This is a genomic window from Rhizobium sp. S163 (assembly GCF_030380805.1).
In the GTDB taxonomy this organism is placed as follows: domain Bacteria; phylum Pseudomonadota; class Alphaproteobacteria; order Rhizobiales; family Rhizobiaceae; genus Rhizobium.
The window spans coordinates 66929-86433 of record NZ_JAUDSA010000033.1 but is presented as its reverse complement, the minus strand read 5'-3'; the positions used below and the strand labels follow the sequence as shown (position 1 = coordinate 86433).

18 protein-coding genes are annotated in these 19505 nt (G+C 61.1%); 2 read left to right on the top strand and 16 right to left on the bottom strand.

The window, feature by feature from the left end; all coding sequences use genetic code 11:
* Nucleotides 1–41: 41 nt before the first annotated feature.
* The 13 genes from QTL96_RS23175 to QTL96_RS23115 all read right to left on the bottom strand — a co-directional run bounded on the left by QTL96_RS23175 (nt 42) and on the right by QTL96_RS23115 (nt 12433).
* A complete protein-coding gene (locus QTL96_RS23175; RefSeq protein WP_112819897.1) occupies nt 42–347 on the bottom strand; it encodes a hypothetical protein in 306 nt (101 codons plus the stop codon).
* A gap of 96 nt (nt 348–443) precedes the next feature.
* Nucleotides 444–1082, bottom strand: coding sequence for a glutathione S-transferase family protein (locus QTL96_RS23170; RefSeq protein ID WP_289729366.1), 639 nt, complete (start codon nt 1080–1082; stop codon nt 444–446).
* A 174-nt stretch (nt 1083–1256) separates the two neighbouring features.
* Entirely contained in the window at nt 1257–2294 is a 1038-nt protein-coding gene (locus tag QTL96_RS23165; protein ID WP_289729365.1) for an LLM class flavin-dependent oxidoreductase, read from the bottom strand.
* Between the two features lie 57 nt (nt 2295–2351).
* Nucleotides 2352–2747: a DUF1622 domain-containing protein gene (locus QTL96_RS23160; RefSeq protein WP_112819891.1), complete on the bottom strand. Its 396-nt coding sequence runs from the start codon at nt 2745–2747 to the stop codon at nt 2352–2354.
* Between the two features lie 45 nt (nt 2748–2792).
* Entirely contained in the window at nt 2793–3470 is a 678-nt protein-coding gene (locus QTL96_RS23155) for a YoaK family protein (RefSeq protein ID WP_289729364.1), read from the bottom strand.
* Nucleotides 3471–3796: 326 nt separating this feature from the next.
* The gene (locus tag QTL96_RS23150; RefSeq protein WP_112819887.1) at nt 3797–4051 is read right to left on the bottom strand and encodes a formate dehydrogenase subunit delta; all 255 of its coding nucleotides are present in this window, start codon (nt 4049–4051) and stop codon (nt 3797–3799) included.
* Nucleotides 4052–4054: 3 nt separating this feature from the next.
* Entirely contained in the window at nt 4055–6934 is a 2880-nt protein-coding gene (gene fdhF, locus QTL96_RS23145; RefSeq protein ID WP_289729363.1) for a formate dehydrogenase subunit alpha, read from the bottom strand.
* 234 nt (nt 6935–7168) lie between these two features.
* Nucleotides 7169–8725 carry an NADH-quinone oxidoreductase subunit NuoF gene (locus QTL96_RS23140; protein WP_289729362.1) on the bottom strand — a complete coding sequence of 519 codons (1557 nt, stop codon included), beginning with the start codon at nt 8723–8725 and terminating at the stop codon, nt 7169–7171.
* Nucleotides 8722–9201: a formate dehydrogenase subunit gamma gene (locus QTL96_RS23135; RefSeq protein ID WP_289729361.1), complete on the bottom strand. Its 480-nt coding sequence runs from the start codon at nt 9199–9201 to the stop codon at nt 8722–8724. The genes QTL96_RS23140 and QTL96_RS23135 overlap by 4 nt, the downstream gene beginning before the upstream one ends.
* A 159-nt stretch (nt 9202–9360) precedes the next feature.
* Entirely contained in the window at nt 9361–10257 is an 897-nt protein-coding gene (locus tag QTL96_RS23130) for a LysR family transcriptional regulator (RefSeq protein ID WP_289729360.1), read from the bottom strand.
* Nucleotides 10258–10383: 126 nt separating this feature from the next.
* A complete protein-coding gene (locus QTL96_RS23125) occupies nt 10384–10671 on the bottom strand; it encodes a hypothetical protein (protein ID WP_112819879.1) in 288 nt (95 codons plus the stop codon).
* Nucleotides 10672–10831: 160 nt separating this feature from the next.
* On the bottom strand, nt 10832–11692 hold the full coding sequence (locus tag QTL96_RS23120) for a DUF1989 domain-containing protein (RefSeq protein ID WP_112819877.1): 861 nt from the start codon (nt 11690–11692) through the stop codon (nt 10832–10834).
* A gap of 36 nt (nt 11693–11728) precedes the next feature.
* Complete coding sequence (locus QTL96_RS23115) at nt 11729–12433, bottom strand: GntR family transcriptional regulator (protein ID WP_289729359.1); 705 nt, start codon at nt 12431–12433, stop codon at nt 11729–11731.
* A 398-nt stretch (nt 12434–12831) separates the two neighbouring features.
* Here QTL96_RS23115 and QTL96_RS23110 point away from each other — a divergent pair, with 398 nt between their 5' ends.
* The gene (locus QTL96_RS23110; RefSeq protein ID WP_289729358.1) at nt 12832–13617 is read left to right on the top strand and encodes a transporter substrate-binding domain-containing protein; all 786 of its coding nucleotides are present in this window, start codon (nt 12832–12834) and stop codon (nt 13615–13617) included.
* A 96-nt stretch (nt 13618–13713) separates the two neighbouring features.
* Nucleotides 13714–15210 (top strand): amino acid ABC transporter permease/ATP-binding protein, encoded by a 1497-nt coding sequence (locus tag QTL96_RS23105; protein WP_289729357.1) that lies wholly within the window; start codon nt 13714–13716, stop codon nt 15208–15210.
* Between the two features lie 80 nt (nt 15211–15290).
* On the opposite strand, the gene QTL96_RS23100 is transcribed toward QTL96_RS23105, so the two are convergent.
* Genes QTL96_RS23100 through QTL96_RS23090 form a run of 3 tightly spaced genes read right to left on the bottom strand, consistent with a single transcriptional unit; the run spans nt 15291 to nt 19389 of the window.
* Complete coding sequence (locus tag QTL96_RS23100) at nt 15291–17003, bottom strand: biotin carboxylase N-terminal domain-containing protein (protein WP_289729356.1); 1713 nt, start codon at nt 17001–17003, stop codon at nt 15291–15293.
* The gene (locus QTL96_RS23095; protein ID WP_289729355.1) at nt 17000–18622 is read right to left on the bottom strand and encodes an urea amidolyase family protein; all 1623 of its coding nucleotides are present in this window, start codon (nt 18620–18622) and stop codon (nt 17000–17002) included. The genes QTL96_RS23100 and QTL96_RS23095 overlap by 4 nt, the downstream gene beginning before the upstream one ends.
* Nucleotides 18619–19389, bottom strand: coding sequence for a 5-oxoprolinase subunit PxpA (locus tag QTL96_RS23090; RefSeq protein WP_112819867.1), 771 nt, complete (start codon nt 19387–19389; stop codon nt 18619–18621). The genes QTL96_RS23095 and QTL96_RS23090 overlap by 4 nt, the downstream gene beginning before the upstream one ends.
* Nucleotides 19390–19505 lie beyond the last annotated feature (116 nt).

Genomic DNA, 19505 nt, shown 5'->3' with positions numbered 1-19505 from the left:
CCAATCCATGTGTTATGGTTTCGGGATGCGCGGCAATCGCGCTAGATCCCGGATCCATCGAGCTGGAGAATATCGTCGCCTTCCCATGGGGAGGGCAGCGAGCTCTGGCCGACATTGGCCAAAGGCATCGGCATCCAACATTTCAGCTCCGGATCGGGATATTCGATGATACGGCCGGGGACAGAATCGGATGAGCGCCAGCCTTCCGAACCAAACCGATCGCCGTTAGACCAATAGGCAAGATCGACCTGCGCCGGTCCCTGTTCGGATGGATGGATCGTCACGAGAATCCGGCTGCCGTCCTTCGGGGCGCTTGCCATGTGGCGCCACTGGTTTGGGTCTTCCATCAACGTCCTCCCACATTGCTGTAGTTCACAAGTGTGGCGTCGCCGTTGAAAACGTCAACTCAAACTTCGCGAAATGCCCTCGGCATTTCGCCGATTTCAAACTGGCAGTGGCGGCATCGGCGGTGCTTCGAGCCCATTGAAAGGGTCGCGCCAGGCGTCAATCTCAGTCAGTCGGTTCGACCAGCGCTGAATGGAGGGATAGTCCGACACCGGCAATTTTGCGGCATCATTGAACGGCAGGAAGGTTGCCATGCGAAAATCCGCGAAGGAGATCGTGTCGCCAACGAGCCACATGCGATCGGCAAGCTCGGTCTCAAGCAGGGCTGCGGCCCTGTGGAACTGCTTCAGTCCGCTTTCGACCTGCGCTTCATCACAGCTACCAATGCCATAACGCGGTTTTGTCCCGCGCTCCCAATGGACCGCGTCACATGCCTTCACAAAATTGTCCTTCGCCCAACTGATCCAGCGGATCATCTCCGGTTCATCATCATCGGTACGCCAGAAATTCGAACCGGTATGTCGGGAAAGGTAACAGGCAATCGCGTCGGTTTCCCATAGCGATCGTCCCGGGCGCTCGAGGATTGGAAGCAGGAGATTGGGGTTAAGTGGCAGGTAGCGATCCGATTGCCCAGGCTCCAGAGGAGACGCGAATTCAAATTCGATGTTTGCGTCCAGGTGCCTGGCAACGGCAACGGCCAGACGTGGATTTGGATTTCTGCTGAAATAGAGCTTCATGGGGATCTCCTCCGATGCTTTTACCTTTCAAGGACGAACCAGGATCTGTCGTGCCGACACTGTCGGATGAAGATCCTAAATGAAAGGATTACACCGAAGCACCGGGAGGGCCGAAGACTATTCGATCCTCCCGGTGCGGCGCAGGGCGATATCGTTCTCCGCATCGGGTCAGGCTCAGGGCTGCGCCAGCATTGAGCGGACCAGCGGGATAACCTTGGTGCCGTAAAGGGCGATGCTGTTCATGAGCTTTTCGTGCTCCATCGGACCAGCCGAATACTTCATCTGGAAGCGCGAAATACCAAGTGTTCTGACGAGGTTGACGATCTTCTTCGCGACCGTTTCCGGCGATCCCGCGTAAAGCGATCCGTGTTCGATCTCGTTGTCGAAATCACGCTCTGTTACCGGCGGCCAGCCGCGCTCCCTGCCGAGGCGATCACGGATCTTCTTGAAATGCGGAAACAGATCGCGGCGAGCCTCTTCATCGTTTTCGGCGATATAGCCAGGCGAGTGGACGCCAACTTCACGCGCGGGCCGGCCCGCCTGCTCGGACGCTTTCTTGTAGAGATCCACATAGGGCACAAAGCGTTGCGGGTTGCCGCCGATGATCGCCAGCATCAGCCGCATGTCGTGCCTTACTGCGCGGATCACCGATTCGGGACTGCCGCCTACGCCGATCCACGTCTTCAGCTGGCCGTCGCCGATCGGAGGGTAGATGCGCTGGTCCTTCAAGGGCGGTCGCCAGTCTTCCTCGTAATCGATGACATCCTTGGTGACGAGTTCAGAGAAGAGGTCGAGCTTCTGTTCGAACAGTTCTTCGTATTTCGACAGATCGTAGCCGAAAAGCGGGAAGGATTCGATGAAGGAGCCACGGCCCAGAATAACCTCGGCGCGTCCGTTGGAGATTGCGTCGAGCGTGGAGAACCGCTGGAAGACGCGTATGGGGTCGTCTGAGCTCAACACGGTGACTGCTGATCCCAATCGTATGCGTTCTGTGCGCGCCGCAATCGCCGAGAGAACAATCTCGGGAGCGGACACGGCAAAATCTTTTCGGTGGTGTTCGCCGATGCCGAAAAAATCGATGCCATGCCGGTCGGCTAGAACGGCCTCTTCGATCACGTTGCGGATGACTTGAGGTTGCGCAAGAAGCTGACCGTCTGCCGCCGTGGTGACGTCTCCAAAGGTGTCGAGACCAAATTCGAAGGTTGAAGTCATTGGTTTGCCTGCTGGTTTTGTGAATGGTTAGGAGTGGACGCGCTACCGCCCTTGCGGTCAACCGAGTTCCGCGCCGCCTTTCGACGCCCTGGACCATGGCCATTGACCGTCGATCTCGGCTTCGAGGGAGAAGCTGAGGAAGGTCCTGATCAGGACGATCAGCCCGAGCAGGCCGACGCTTTCCCAGGTCAACGGCGATATGATCGTCGCTATAATGTCGGCGCCGATCAGGATTTCGAGCCCGAGCAAGATGCCGCGTCCAAGGTTCGCGCGATATCTGTCGTAGGCGTCATGCTTGGCAGGTGACATCAGATCTCGTGCGTAACTCACCGTCGCGACAACCACGCCGACCAGGATGACGCCGACACCGAAGAATTCGAGGCCCGATGCCATCGGCTTGAGGATCGGTGCGATCAGACTTGCCAACCCGCCGACTTCGCCAATTGTGTCCATTGCGGTCTTCCTTCCTCTTTGGTCCGATAGTCGTGAGTGTGAGAATTATGCGTCGGCGCCTGCAGTGCTGGCGAAGAGTGCGATTGTGGCCAGAATGGCTGGCAGGGTGAAGGCTGCGGCGGGAGCAAACATGTAACCAGCGGCACCGAGGCCACAGCCGAGTGCGAACGTGACAACGGCCGTGCCCATTTTCAAGATCCGTGCCCTCAGTGCTGCCGTCTCTTCCGGTTTCGCGCTGACCAGGAGATCTGCTAGATCGAGCATGATCTGCGTTGTCGTTCCGGTCATCAAGGTGGAGGGAGGCGCCTTCGACAGATGGGCTCTGTGCAGCCCGTTTTGGATGGCCATCGCGCAAACGAGAGCAAGTCCGACGACAAGCGTCACGATGTTTTCGTTCGCGTGAAATGGTCCATGATAGAGCGCGAAAATCGCGACGCCGGCGAGGAAAGCCAGCTTCACGATCAGCATCGGGCGGATCGGGGAACGATCCACAGCCTGCAATTTCAAACACGTCAGGCGCGATGCGAAGACGACGAAGCAGAACACGGGAAGTGCCAATAGCTTCGACAACGCTCCGCCCAGACCGAGTGCCGCCGTTGCGCCGAGCGTGACGAAGTTCCCGGTGACGTGGGCGGTGAAGAGACCCGATAGCGCTAGAAAACCGAGCGTGTCCACATAGCCTGCGTTGAAGCTCAGGAGTTGGGGTAGGGAGGGCAACTTCATGATCTCAATCTCAATTCTCAAGTGGCGACGAGCTGAACGGCGGCTTGAAGCCGCCCTGGCGAACCTCGCGTTCGTCTGATGAGGAGATATTGAAGGGAAGAGCTCGCGCAAACAATTGCACGAATGATTTCGATTTAATTGCGCTAGCTGCAATTATCAGACCGCTTCAGTTCTAACGAACCGAGCTCGATTGGTAATCGGGTGTCACCTTCCAGTGCGCTGGAGGATGCGGGATGGTTGGGAGGTGAGAGCCGAAGCGTATGACCGCTGTCGGCGCAATGGCGCCGTTATCTTCGATGATATCTGCATCGGCGGGATGGTGTTTGTCAGACGGTCGTTTCCGTACTGGGTGTTTCCGACAACGGCCGTTTGATCAGCGACACGGCCCGCAACACCAGGGGGCTCAGCCCGTTTTCATCCTGCTCCAGTATCTCGAACAGTTGCCGGCGCATGCGCGGCTCCCAGAACTTGTTGATATGCGAGGCCACGCCCTGTGCGGCCTCGCCTTCGGGCTGGGTCGCGAAGAAGCCCGCGATTTGGTTGGCCATATAGACGAGCTTGTCGTTGGTGCTGTGTGACATGGTTTACTCCGCCGCTTCGAGCTTGCCCGAGATCCGGCGGCTCTGCCGCGCCTGCTCATCATACTCGACCTGCCAGTCTGTCGGGCCGTTGGAAGGCGAGACCTGGACCGCGGTCACCTTGTACTCGGGACAGTTGGTTGCCCAGTCGGAGAAGTCGGTGGTGATCACGTTAGCCTGCGTGTCCGGATGGTGGAAAGTTGTATAGACCACGCCGGGCGAGACGCGATCGGTGATCAGCGCGCGCAGTGTCGTGTCGCCCGAGCGGCTCATCAGCTTCACCCAGTCGCCATCGCGGATGCCGCGCTGTTCGGCATCATGCGGATGGACCTCCAGCCGGTCCTCGGAGTGCCATACGACATTCTCGGTGCGGCGCGTCTGGGCTCCGACATTATATTGGCTGAGAATTCGCCCTGTCGTCAAAAGCAGCGGGAAGCGCGGGCCGGTGCGTTCATCGGTGGCGATGTATTCGGTGCGGATGAACTTGCCTTTCCCACGCACAAAACCATCGACATGCATGATCGGCGATCCCTCGGGGTGCGCTTCATTGCACGGCCACTGCACAGACCCCATCTTTTCCAGATAGTCGTAGGAGACCATTGCGAAACTCGGCGTTGTTACCGCGATCTCATCCATGATTTCGGACGGATGCTCGTAGTTCCAGGCAAGGCCGATCGCCTGCGCCAGCTTTTGCGTCACTTCCCAGTCAGCATAGCCGTTCTTCGGGCTCATGACCTTGCGCACGCGGTTGATGCGTCGCTCGGCATTGGTGAATGTGCCGTCCTTCTCGAGGAAACTCGAGCCCGGCAGGAAGACGTGCGCATAGTTTGCCGTCTCGTTCAGGAAGAGATCGTGGACTACGACGCATTCCATGGCCGCCAGCCCCGCCGCCACATGCTTGGTGTCAGGGTCGGACTGGAGGATGTCCTCGCCCTGAACATAGAGCCCTTTGAAGGACCCATCGACGGCGGCATCCAGCATGTTGGGAATGCGCAAGCCCGGCTCGTCGCTGATTTTGACGCCCCAGAGCTTCTCGAAGATGTCGCGTGTCGCATCGTCGGAGACATGGCGATAGCCCGGCAATTCGTGCGGGAAGGAGCCCATGTCGCAGGAACCCTGCACGTTGTTCTGGCCGCGCAAGGGGTTCACGCCGACGCCGGGACGGCCGATATTGCCGGTTACCATTGCAAGGTTGGCGATTGCCATGACCGTTGTCGAGCCCTGGCTGTGCTCGGTCACTCCAAGCCCGTAATAAATCGCGCCGTTGCCGCCTGTGGCATAGAGGCGGGCAGCTCCGCGAAGCATATCTGCAGGCACGCCGGTCAGCGCCTCAGTCGCCTCGGGGCTATGGTTTGGCTCGGCCACGAACGCCGCCCAGTCTTCGAACTCCGACCAGTCGCAGCGCTCGCGGATGAAGCGCTCGTCGAACAGCCCTTCGGTGACGATCACATGCGCCAGCGAGGTCATGACCGCGACGTTGGTGCCCGGCTTCAGCGGCAAGTGATAGGCTGCCTCGACATGCGGCGAGCGAACGATATCGGTGCGGCGCGGATCGATGACGATCAGCTTGGCGCCCTGCCGCAGCCGCTTTTTCAGGCGAGACCCGAAAACCGGGTGCCCATCCGTTGGATTGGCGCCGATGATGACGATCACATCGCTCTTTTCGACGCTGTCGAAATTCTGTGTGCCGGCCGAGGTGCCGAAGGCCTGGCCGAGACCGTAGCCCGTCGGTGAATGACAGACGCGGGCGCAGGTGTCGACATTGTTGTTGCGGAAGCCAGCGCGCACCAGCTTCTGCACGAGGTAGGTCTCTTCATTGGTGCAGCGAGAGGAGGTGATGCCGCCGATCGAATCGCGGCCGTACTGGTACTGGATACGACGGAACTCGGAGGCCACATGTGCGAAGGCCTCCTCCCAGGTCACTTCGCGCCACGGATCGGTGATTTTCTCGCGCACCATCGGGTTCAAGATGCGGTCCTTGTGGCTGGAATAGCCGTAGGCGAAGCGGCCCTTTACGCAGGAATGTCCGCGGTTGGCCTGCCCATCCTTCCACGGCACCATGCGCACCAGTTCTTCGCCGCGCATTTCCGCCTTGAACGAACAGCCAACGCCGCAATAGGCGCAGGTGGTAACGACCGAATGCTCGGGCTGGCCGATCTCGATCACCGACTTCTCGGTCAGCGTCGCGGTTGGGCAGGCCTGCACGCAGGCGCCGCACGAGACGCATTCCGAAGAGACGAAATCCTCATGCATCCCGGCCGAAACCCGCGAGCCGAAGCCCCGGCCCTCGATGGTTAGCGCGAAGGTGCCTTGCACCTCCTCGCAGGCGCGCACGCAGCGCGAACAGACGATGCATTTGGCCGGATCGAAGGTAAAATAGGGATTGCTTTCGTCCTTCGGCGCCCACTTGGCATTGAGCCCGCCATTATCGCGCGCCTTGACGTGGTTTTCGCCATCGTAGCCGTAGCGCACATCGCGCAGACCGACGGCGCCGGCCATGTCCTGCAGCTCGCAATCGCCATTCGCAGCACAGGTAAGACAGTCAAGCGGGTGGTCGGAGATATAGAGTTCCATCACGCCGCGGCGGACGTCCTTGAGCCGGTTCGTCTGCGTCGAAACCACCATGCCGGCCGCAACCGGCGTGGTGCAGGACGCGGGCAGGCCGTTGCGTCCCTGGATCTCGACAAGACAAAGCCGGCAGGAGCCGAAGGCGTCGATCATGTCGGTGGCGCATAGCTTCGGGATCTCGATGCCTGCATCCATCGAGGCACGCATGATTGAGGTACCCCCGGGCACAGTGATCTGGTTGCCGTCGATGGTGAGCGTCACCATGGTTTCGGAGGCGGAGGCCGGCGTGCCGTAGTCGATTTCATGAACGAGGGACATGGTGTGCCTCCTGTCTGGACCTGTATGAACGGTTTGATGCGATGGGATCGAGGCCTCTGCGCCGAGCGCTGTTCGCCCAGCGCGAAGTCTCCCGCGCAAGCCGTGAGATTGGCTCTGCGCATCCGTCCAATCCGCTGGGGCAGGCTGGCGCTGCGCCGGCCACTTTATGATCTACCTGCATGTTCGGTTGAGCGTCGGCAGCGTAAAGCGGGGTTGGGGAAGCGTCAGCGCGCATCATTCCGCAGCCTCCACCATCGACCCAGGCGCAAAATCGTCAGGAAAATGCGCCATGGCGCTCAAGACGGGATAGGGCGTGAAACCACCGAGCGCACAAAGCGAACCAAACTTCATTGTGTTGCACAGATCGGCCAGCAGCGCCCGATTCTTATCCGGCTCGATACCTTTGGCGATCTTGTCGGCCGTCTCCACCCCGCGTGTCGAGCCGATGCGGCAGGGCGTACACTTGCCACAGCTCTCCACGGCGCAGAACTCCATCGCAAACCGCGCCTGCTTCAGCATGTCGGCGCTCTCGTCAAAGACAACGATCCCTGCATGCCCGATCAGCCCGTCCTTGGCAGCGAAGGCTTCGTAGTCGAACGGCGTGTCGAACAGCGCGCGTGGGAAGTAAGCGCCCAGCGGCCCGCCCACCTGCACCGCCTTGACCGGCAGTCCCGATGCGGTGCCGCCGGCGATGTCGTCGACGATTTCTCCCAAGGTCAGCCCAAAGGCTGCCTCATAAAGTCCGGGGTGCTTCACATTGCCGGCGATCTGCAGCGGGATCGTGCCGCGAGAACGGCCCATGCCGAAGTCGCGATAATGGGCAGCTCCCTTTTCCATGATCACGGGCACGGAAGCGAGTGAGATCACATTGTTGATGACGGTGGGACAGTCGAACAGCCCCTTATGCGCCGGCAGTGGCGGCTTGGCGCGCACGATGCCGCGCTTTCCCTCCAGGCTGTTTAGGAGCGCCGTTTCCTCGCCGCAGACATAGGCGCCGGCGCCAGCACGGATCTCGATATCGAACGCCTTGCCGGAACCGAGTACCGAAGGGCCGAGCACGCCAGCGCGCGCCGCGATCTCCACCGCCTCCGTCATGGCGGCAATCGCATGCGGATATTCCGAGCGGATATAGACGAAGCCTTTGGTGGCACCGGTCGCGAGCCCCGCGATCACCATACCCTCGAGAAGCACGAAGGGGTCGCCCTCCATGATCATTCGGTCGGCGAACGTACCGCTGTCGCCTTCGTCGGCATTGCAGACGATATATTTTCGCGCTCCCGGTGCATCGAGAACGCTGTTCCACTTTATGCCCGTCGGAAAACCCGCGCCGCCGCGGCCGCGCAGACCGGATTGGGTGACGTCACTGACGATATCGGCCGGCTGCATCGTGACGGCACGACGCAGGCCGCAAAGCCCGCCATGCGCCTCATAATCGGCAAGCGACAGCGGGTCGATCACGCCGCAACGGGAAAATGTCAGTCGTGTCTGTTGCTTGAGAAACGCGATCTTCTCGACCGCGCCAAGACAGAGCCGGTGATCGCCGCCAGATATCATCCCCGCGTCGAACAAGGACGCCACATCGCTCGTCTTCACAGGGCCGTAGCCGATCCGCTCGCCGGCCACCTCGACTTCGACCAGCGGCTCGAGCCAGTGCATGCCGCGCGAACCGTTGCGCACGATGACGGCATCGATCCTGCGATCGGCGATCTGCCTGGCAACCGCATCTGCGACCTTGTCGGCACCCAGCGCCAGCGCTGCCGCATCGCGCGGAATATAAATCCGAACGCTCATCGGCGTGCCTCCGCGATCATCTCTTCGATATCGGCGAGATCGACCCGGCCATGCACCTCGCCGTCCAACATCGCGGACGGCGAGCACGAACAGAGCCCGAGACAGAAGACCGGCTCCAGCGTGATCGCCCCATCCGGCGTCGTGCCATGCCAATCGATGCCGAGCACCGCCTTCACCCGATCGGCCAGACGGTCCGCGCCCATCGACTGACAGGATTCGGCGCGACAGATTTTCAGCACATGTCGGCCGGCCGGGTGGTTGCGATAGTCATGATAGAAGGTAACAACACCGTGGACTTCGGCCCGCGACAGATTGAGCCCCTGCGCGATAAGGGGAAGCGCCTCAGACGGCACGTAGCCAAACACGTCCTGGATCTCGTGGAGGATCGGCAGCATCGGCCCCTCGAGCGTCTTGAGACGCTCGACGATCTCACGCACCCGGTCGGGAATATCGCCGTTGGCGACACGAATATTCATCAGCGGCCCTCCCAGACCAACAGCGACGCTTACAGACCTTCGGCAAGCCTCCTCCAGAAGCCGTTGGCCGACGATGTGGAACCGTCAAATCATTATAGAACTTTCTCAGGGAAGGACGAAGCGATCAATAAAGCTGTCCCGTCGGTCGATAGGATTTTCCTATTGAAGGTCCGGCTTGTCGGTGAGTATGCGCGCCTCGTGCAGCAGCGCGGAGACCAGAGGCGTGAAGGGCTCACGGTGCGTTGCGACTAGACCGACGACATGATGCGCCTGCGGCTCGATAATCGGGATCATCCGGATTTCGGCGGGAAAGCCGAATGATTTCGCGACATTGCGCGGCATGATGCTGGCCCATCGGCCGGTACGCACGTGCGAAAACAGGACGATCATCGAGTTGGATTCGAGCGTGGGCTGCGCCGTTACCCCCGCATGCGACAGCAACTGATTGATAATACGTCGATTTTGCATGTCGGCTGTCAATAGACAGAGCCTGATGTCGCCGACCTCTTTCCAGGTGACACTTTCGCGATCGGACAAAGGGCTACCTGCGGCGGTGATAAGATTATACTGTTCGGCATAGAGCGGAACGCTCGTCACGCGCCCGAGCGGCTCGTTTTCGAGATAGGTTATACCGGCATCGATCTCCAGGTTCTCAAGCATGCTGAGCACCTGCAATGAATTGCGCGAGACGATCGAGAAGGTGACGTCTGGGTGGCGTTCCTGAAAGGGCGCGGTCAGCTGCGGCAGCATGGAAAGCGCCGTCGGTATAGCGGCGATCCTTATATGACCGGCAAGGCCAGCGCGCGCAGCGCGCATTTCCTCGCGCAAGGTGCGAGCATCACCAACAATTCGACGCGCCCATTCGAGCACGCGCTGACCCTCCGGTGTCAGGCCCTGAAAACGCGAACCGCGCTGCACGAGAATGACGCCCAGCTGATCTTCCAGCTGGCGAATGGCTGCGGAAAGGGAGGGTTGGGATATGCCGCATTCCTGGGCAGCACGGCCAAAATGCTTTTCGGTGGCAACCGCGATGAAGAATTCCAGTTTATCGATCATGCGGCCTCCCTGCCGGAAGCGAGCTTATCGCCACAAGATCAAATCGTGAAGTCGGTAATCGTCGCAACGAGCCCTGCCATGCGGGCAGCATGGCAGGGCTCGTTGCATGCTTCGTGTCAAGGCGCCTTAGTTACAGACGCGTACCGACTCGACATGAGAGCCGCCGTCATAGGCGTTCTCGACCTCGCGATCCTCATACCAGCAACGCGGACGCGGCGGTGGCGGATCGACGTAACGGGGGCCGGAGTTCGCGATGGCGCCACCAATCAGTCCGCCAACGACGCCTGCGGCAACTCCGCCGGCGATCGCGCGTCCTGTGTTGTCATGATGATGGTGGTCGCGCGCCATCACCGGGCTAAAACCTCCGACAAGTACGATTGTTGCAGCAAAAACTGCGGCTAACGTCCTTTTCATCGGACTGCTCCTTTCTGAAAATCATAGTAACTCAACGTCGCAAACGCGGATTGGTTCGATCTCTCAAGGGAGCAAGGCTTTCGGGTGCATAACCACGCCTCAGCCAAAAACTCCCGCGAACATGTCGCGGGAGCCTGTCATCGGATGCTCTTTGCGTGGCTCAAAGGCCGTGCGTGCCGTCATAGCCGTTGACCTTAGGCGCGCTCCAGTCTTGCGGGGTGCGGGCCGGCTTGTAGATCTCGACCACCAGCGGATAGCAGGCGACAGCGTCTGAGGAATGCTCGGACGAGCAATCGCCGCCGGGGCAGGCCGACATGCAGCCGAGAAGATCAATCTCGGCGAAGAACTCGAGATAATCGCCGGGGCGAACAGGGCTGGCCTTCATGAAATACTGACCGGTATCACGCGTGAAGCCTGTGCACATGAAGACATTGAGCACGTCGTGAATGTAGGTGCCAGCCTCCTGCAGCGATTTGCCAGTCTTCGCGGCAAAAGCGCGCGTCAGGTTGGAATGGCAGCAGTGGTGGTACTGGCCGCCATTGCTGAGCAGATTGTGCGTATAGGGGTCGCAGCGCGTGCCGATGACGTCGTGAACCGAGCCACCAAATTCGTCGAAGCCATACCAGTCGAGCGTGTCGTGGGTGATCGTCGCGATCGGGCGCAGATAGGGCATATTGGAGAAGAGCTGGTCGCCTAGGCCGACATGTGTGCCGTTCAGCGCCCGGGTCTTGCCGGTGAAGAGGCGTTCTTCAAGGTTGTTGGCGTTAAAAAGGTTCAGATCGCCTACCTGCGAGCCTTCACTTGAAAGGATGCGGCAGAAATGGCCGGCAGGCACGGTCCAGCAGGCCGCATCACGCGGCGGCACGACCACGCGCTCGACGAACTCCAGATCGTCGCGCAACGCGCGGTACGCCGCAAGGTCCGGGCGGGGCAGCGTCTCGACGGGATAACAGATAACCGGCTTGATCGCCTTGCGGCTTGCTGCGTCTTGCGGTGTGCTGGTAATCGGCTGGGGCTTCATCCGTCATTTTCTCCTGATATGCCGGGCGGGCTGCCGTCAATCGGCGGGCGCCGCCAATGTTTTGGTGGGGCGGGGCAGGCTTTGCGCGCGGGCAGCTTCCAGCACCACGCGTTCGGATTCCTGCAAATAGAGTTCAAGTGCTCGGGTGGCTGCCGTGCGGTCGCCATCGCACAGCAGACCGCAAATCTCTACATCGCGTGCCACCCACGGCTCCTGGAACCGGCGGGCATCTGGCGCCAGCGAGAAGGCGAGGCGGGCCTGGGCTGCGACAGTCGCAAACACGTCGTTCAATCGCGGGCTGCCGATGAAATGGACGATCTGCTGGTGAAATTCCAGCGAAGCGGTGCCGCACTGCTGCCAGTCCTTGGCAAGCGCAGCGCGCTGAACCGCCTCGACGCGGGCAACGAGGTCCGACATCGCCTCCTGCGAGGCATAGGCGCTGCATGTGACGCCGCGCAATTCGAGGGTCATGCGGATCGCGTAGATCTCGCTGATCTCGGTTGAATTCAGCGCCCGCACGGTCGCGCCGTAATGGGCGCGATGTTCGATCAACCCCTCGGCAACCAGATCCCGCAGCGCCTCGCGCAACGTGTTGCGTGAAACGTTCAGCGCCTCGGCCCACACAACCTCACGCAGCGGTGCGCCGGGCGCAAGCTCTCCACGCAAGATCTTGTCGCGCAGCAGGCCAGCGGCGGTCTGCGTCAGGACAAGGGGGCGGTCGGGGGGATTGTGGTTGCTCAATGCGGTCTCCTTGGTCCATGATTTTTGTTGAACAACTTACGCATGTCAAGAGAGGCGCTGCGCCCATATCAGGATGTCGACCGTGGCGCAGGAGATTTTTACAGACCCCAAGGTCATGGGGTCTTTCTTTCGGTGAACGCCGGATCCAGCGCATGCTGCTTGTGAACTGGATGTGTCGTTGCGGCGTGTTTTTTGGTCTATTGACATGCTGTCGCTGAAGAATCTCGTTTTATTTCGACATTTCAGTTGCTTGCCCGGTGCACGTCAAGCGCCTTTGCCGCCGTGCGGGCTATCGATCTGCTCGAAATCCGCCCCTTGATGAAAGTTTATGCATAGCAGGGGATTGCAATCTCAAAATTGTTCAACAAAAATGAGCCATCAATCGAGAGGAACAGTCCATGAAAAAACTCCTTGCTGGTATCATCATGTTGGCGGCGCCCCTGACCGCGGCCCATGCCGAAACGCTGAAGATCGGTGTCGATCTCACCTATCCGCCCTACAATTACTTCGACGACGCCAACCAGCCGGCCGGCTTCGACGTCGAGCTGATGAAGCTGATTGGCAAGAAGACCGGCAGCGACGTTTCCTTTCATGACACACGTTTCGAAAACCTGATCCTCGGTGTTTCAAGTGATCAGTTCAACGTCATCGCCTCCACGCTTTACGTGACGGCGGCGCGCGCCAAGCAGATCGACTATATCCCCTACATGAAGACGGGTGTCTCGATCGCAGTTTCGGCCGCCGGCGGCCAGAGCTTTGTCAAGCCCGAAGAGCTTTGCGGCAAGCGCGTCGGCTCCATCAAGGGTGCGGCCTGGATCCCGGAACTCGAGAAGCTGAACGCATCGGTATGCTCGGCCGACCCGATCGATTCCCGCGAATTCCCAACCTCGCCCGAGGCAACCCAGGCCGTGATGTCCGGTGGGGTCGATGCTCAGCTGGAAAACTCGGCGGTGCTTGCCGATGCCGCCAAGAAGCTGAACGGCCGACTGAAGGTCACCTCCACCGACCAGCTCTACCCGGTCATTGTCGGCTTCGGCGTGAAAAAGGGCAACACTGAGGTCGCATCGTTCCTGCGCAATACGTTGGCGAAGCTTGACGGCGATGCCGACTACGAGGCGCTTTTTGCCAAGTATGGCGTGGCCAAGTCGACCGAAGCCGAATTCAAGGCGGCTGTCGGGCAGTAAGCGTTGCGGGCGGGCGCCGGTGGGGCGCTCGCCTGACCAATCAACACCGGAATGCGCGGCGCTTCGGCGCCGCTGCTCTTTTGGGGATACCCGCCCATGAATTTCGACTGGAACTACCTCCTCAGCCTCTTTCTTTATCCCGACTTCTGGCGCGCGACAGCGCTCGTGGCGTGGCTCGGCGTTTTGACTTGGGTCATCGGTACCGTGCTCGGCTTCCTGCTCGCGCTTGCGCGGCAATCGAGCCTTCGCTCGGTGCGCTGGTTTGCCAAGACCTATATCTGGCTGTTCCGCAGCCTGCCGCTGCTGGTGCTGCTGATCTTCGTCTACAATCTCCCCCAGTTCATGCCGGCACTCGGGCCGGTGCTGTCGGTCCCCTTTTGGGCCGGGTTGATCGCGCTGGTCATCTCCGAAACCGCCTATCTCGCGGAAATCCACCGCGCCGGCCTTATCGCCGTCGATCCGGGGCAGCATGAGGCAGCGCACGCGCTCGGCGTACGCCCCGTCGGCAAATACCGGCATATCATCCTGCCGCAGGCAGTTCGCGTGGCGCTCCCCTCGCTTGGCAACGAGTTCATCACCATCGTGAAGCTGACTTCGCTTGTCTCGGTCATATCGCTCGCGGAAATACTGCTCGTCGGCCAGCGGCTCTACACCCGCAACTTCATGGTCATCGAAACGCTGGTCGCGGTGTCGTTCTATTATGTTTTCGTTGTCTCGATCTTCAGCTTCTTCCTGGCCCGCCTCGAGGGTCGTCTCGATATTTCCAGGATGACCGGCGCCGAGATCGCGGTGCCGGCAGCTGTGGCCCACGCAGGCGCTGCGGGCGATGAACGCCGCGTCGGTGAAGAGGTCGTGGTCGGCATCGACCGTATAGCCAAGAGCTTCGGCGACAAGCGGGCTTTGGCCGATGTATCGCTCGAGGTGCGCAAGGGCGAGGTGCTCAGCATCATCGGCCCCTCGGGCTCGGGCAAGACTACTCTCATTCGTACGATCAACGCCCTGCAGGACATCGACGACGGCTGCATCACGCTCGATGGAAACGAGTGGATCACGGCAGATGCCAAGGGTTACCGCATGGTGACCGGTTTCCATCACCGCGTGACCTGTCTCGGCATGGTTTTCCAGTCGTTCAACCTCTTCCCGCATATGACGGCGCTTGAGAACGTGACCTTCGGCCCGCGCTATCACGGTAATCGCGACAAGCAGGCTGTGCGCGCGGCGGCGATGAACCATCTGGCCCGCGTCGGTCTGGCAGCGCATGCCAACAAGTATCCGCACCAGCTCTCGGGTGGCCAGAAGCAGCGTGTCGCCATTGCCCGCGCGCTCGCCATGGACCCTGAGATCATGCTGTTCGACGAGCCGACCTCTGCGCTCGATCCTGAATTGGTCGGAGAGGTGCTGCAGGTCATCGAGGGTCTTGCCAGAGAGGGAATGACGATGATCATCGTTACGCACGAAATGCGTTTCGTCAGCCGCGTCAGCGATCGCGTCGTGATGATGGAAAACGGTCATGTCGTCGTGAACATGACGGCGCAGGAGCTGGAAAGCTCTCCGGCCGACAGCCGCATCCAGCAGTTCATGCGGCAGAGCTGATCGCTCTTTTATCATCTGAACAAAAGACGCCGGCGGATCGCAAGACCCGCCGGCGCCTTTGTTTTGAGCTATCGTTGTCCTTACACGATAATACCCAGTTCCGCGCCGAGGCCGACACTATCTCCGACCTTGGCGCTGAGCTTGATCGTGCCGGCCCTGGGCGCCGCAACGCGCGTCTCCATCTTCATGGCTTCGATGACCGCAACGATCTCGCCTTCGGCAACCGTCGCATTGTCGTCGACCAGCCACTGCCGGAAGGTCCCTGGGATGGGAGCGGTCACGGCGCCCTCGCGCTCATGGGATGCCTGGGGCGCAGCTGTTTGAGGGGTAACGGCGAGGCCGGAAAACAGCGCCGCCGGCAAGCCGATCTCATGGCGCTTGCCGTCGATCTCGATGAAGCTGCGGATGAGACTGCCATCGGTGGGCTCTATTCTCGGCGAGGAGGCAACGCCGCGGAATTCTGTCTCGATCCAGTTGGTGAAGACCTTGAAGCCGTCTTCGCCGGTAAAGTCCTTTTCCTCGAGAACGGCGCGATGGAACGGCAGCACGGTTGCCACGCCTTCGATCCGGAATTCAGCGAGCGCGCGGCGGGCACGGACCAGCGCTTCCTCGCGGGTTGCACCTGTCACGATCAGCTTGGCCATCATGGAATCGTAGAGGCCGGGGATTTCCGAACCACTCTCCACGCCGGTGTCGAGGCGTATGCCTGGACCGGATGGTGCGCGGAAGCGCGTGATGAGGCCGGGCGTCGGCATGAAGCCGCGGCCCGGATCTTCGGCATTAATCCGGAACTCGAAGGCGTGGCCACGCGGTGCAGGCGTCTCTGTCACCGAGAGCTGTTCGCCATCGGCAATTCGCAGCTGTTCGATGACGATATCGATGCCGGTGGTTTCCTCGGTCACCGGATGCTCGACCTGCAGGCGCGTATTGACCTCGAGGAAGGAAATCGTGCCGTTCTGTGAGAGCAGGAACTCAACCGTACCGGCACCGCTATAGCCGGCTTTGGCGCAGATCGCGCGGGCGGCATCATGGATGCGCTGGCGCTGCTTTTCGGTGATGAAGGGCGCCGGTGCCTCTTCGACGAGTTTCTGGTTGCGGCGCTGGAGCGAGCAGTCGCGGGTACCGAGGACGACCGTATTTCCGTGGCTATCGGCAATCACCTGCGCTTCGATGTGGCGCGGCTTTTCGAGGAACTGTTCGGCGTAGCATTCGCCGCGGCCGAAGGCTTCGACGGCTTCGCGAACGGCGGAATCGAAGAGCTCGCCGACTTCGTCAATATGGTGCGCCACCTTCATACCGCGCCCGCCGCCGCCAAAGGCGGCTTTGATCGCCAGCGGCAATCCAGCTTCGCGGGCAAAGGCGACGGCCTCGGCGGCAGAGGCCAGCGGTCCGGCGGAACCCTTTACCAGCGGTGCGCCCACGCTTTCGGCAATCCGCCGTGCCTCGACCTTGTCGCCAAGTGCCCTGATGATATCAGGCGCGGGCCCAATCCAGATCAGCCCGGCGTCGATGACGGCCTGCGCGAACTCCGCGCGTTCCGAAAGAAAACCATAGCCCGGATGCACGGTATCGGCGCCAGCCCGCTTGGCGATTTCGAGGATCCTCTCAATATTAAGATAGGTGTCGACAGGTCGTCCAGCGCCAAGACCGTAGGCTTCGTCGGCAAGTTCGGTATGAAGCGAGCTTGCGTCGGCGTCCGAATAAATCGCAACCGAGGCGACGCCGTAGTCGCGGGCGGCGCGGATGATGCGGATGGCGATTTCGCCGCGATTGGCAATGAGCAGCTTTTTCATGAAATCAGTGTCCTGTTCGGCACGGTGCCGGCGATGACCTCTCGCGGCTCAAAGGCGGAGATCGGATTGAAACGAATGCGGGCGCCGATCGGGATCTGGCCGGAGAGATCGAGATGGTGGCTGGCGACGACGCCTATGACGGGATAGCCCCCTGTCAGGGGATGATCGGCAAGGAAGAGCACGGGCTGGCCGCTATGCGGCACCTGGATCGCGCCGAGTGCCGTGCCTTCGGAAGGCAGTTCCGCATTGTCGGAACGCTCGATCGCCACCGTGCCGTCAAGGCGCATGCCGACGCGGCTGGACTGAGGCGTCACGTCCCATTCCTGCGTTGTCAGCGTCGCGACGCCCTGCTCGGTGAACCAGTCGGTGCGCGGGCCGAGCACGATGTCGAGCGTCACGACTTCGCCGGCGCGCGGCAGGCGCCGCTGTTCGGCGTGGGTCTGCAAAACAGCAAGTGATCGACGCTCGGCCGCAACCAGAATGTCGCCGGACCCGATCGGCGCCGGGCCGACCTTGGCGAGCGTGTCGGTGGCCGCCGATCCGAGAACCGGCTGGACATCAAATCCACCGCGCAGGGCGAGGTAGCTCATCATGCCCTCGGGTGGAATGCCCAGCACGAGTTCGTCGCCGGCATCAAGGGCGATCGGACTTGCGAAATTGGCGCTGCTCTCGCCACCAGCCGCGCTACGGATCGTCAAAGGGCAGGGCGCGCCGGTTGCCGCAACGGTCACCGGCCGATCGGCTTTGATGGCGAAGCCACCGAAAAGCACTTCGATTAGGGCGGCATCGCGCGGGTTTCCGAGGCAGCGATTGGCCTCGATCATCGAGGTGCGATCGAGCGCGCCGGATTCCGAGACGCCCTGGCTGGCAAGGCCCGGTCGGCCGAGATCCTGGAACAGCGCCGGACGATCCGCGCGGGTGACCCGCAATCCGGCTTTCTGCACTAGGACCTTGTTGACCGGCGGCTTGCGCAAAGAGACAGGGATGACAGCGCCTTTGTCGATGTCACGAAAGCGAACGCGGTCGCCGGGCGCCAAGAGCGCCGCCCGTTCCCGTGTCGTGTCCCACATCGCGAGCGGCGTCTTGCCGAGCAGCTGCCAGCCGCCGGGGCTGTCGGACGGATAGATGCCGCCGAACTTGCCAGCGATGGCAACCGAGCCAGCCGGGATTTTTACGCGAGGGCTCTTCCGTCGAGGGACATCGAAGCGTGGATCGTCTGAGGTCATATAGGCGAAGCCAGGGGCAAAGCCGGTGAAGGCGACTGTGTACGTCGCCTCGGTGTGGCGCTGGATGACCTCTTCGATCGTGCAGCCGAGCATCTCGGCCACATCCCCAAGGTCTTCGCCATCATAGGTGACCGGGATTTCGAATAGTTCGCCGCCACGTGACGAGCGCGTGGAAAGGTCCAGGGCGGTGATCTTTTCGCAAAGCCCTGCGACGTTTGTCAGCCACGGATCGAAGCGCACCATGACGGTGCGCGCACCCGGGATGACTTCACGCACGCCTTCGATCCCCGCCGCCAGTATGGCGTCGAGCAGGGTCAGGGTCGCGGCGAGGTCGTCGAGTTCGACGAGGAAACTGTCGCTGCCTGAAGGCAGGAAACGCAGGCGCTCGCTCATGACGACATATCGACAAAGGACTTCAGCTCGACGCCGCGCGCTTCCAGCGTCTGCCGGAGCGTGCGGGCGATCGAGACGGCAGCCGGCGTATCGCCGTGAATGCAGATCGACTGCGCTTCGAGCGCGATCACGGTTCCGTCGATTGCAACAACGCGGCTTTCGTTGACCATGCGCAGCATCCGCTCGGCGACGGCTTGCGGGTCGTGGATCACCGAGCCGTCCAGCCGGCGGCTGACGAGGCTGCCGTCAATGTTATAGGCGCGGTCGGCGAAGGCTTCGCAAACGACGGTGAGCCCGGCCTTTCGCGCTTGTTCCACGATGGGAGCGCCGGCCAGTGCCATCAGCACGAGGTCGGGGTCGACGGCCTTGATGCCTTCGATGACGTCGGCTGCCTGGCGGGCGTCATGGGCAATAGTGTTGTAGAGCGCGCCGTGCGGCTTCACGTAGCGCACTTTCGTTCCCGCCGCTTTCGCCAGGCCTTGCAGTGCGCCGATCTGGTAGACCGTGTCGCCGACGAGTTCGGCGCTCGACGGATCCATGTTGCGCCGGCCGAAGCCGACGAGATCGCGGTAACCGATATGGGCCCCGACGGCCACGCCGCGGAGCGCGGCTTCCTTGAGAACCGTCAGGATTCCCGCGGGATCGCCGGCATGAAAGCCGCAGGCGATGTTGGCGCTAGTCACCGTCGCCAGCATGGCGGCGTCGTCGCCCATCGGCCACGGACCGAAGCTCTCGCCGAGATCGCTGTTCAGATCGATTGCCGCCATGTTCCATCTCCATTGAAAATACCGACGTCACAGATTATTGTTCAATAAAGCAATATCGATTGTTGAACAATATGTGCGGTGCGTGTTTTTGAAGCGTGCTGCGGAGTGGTGGTAGG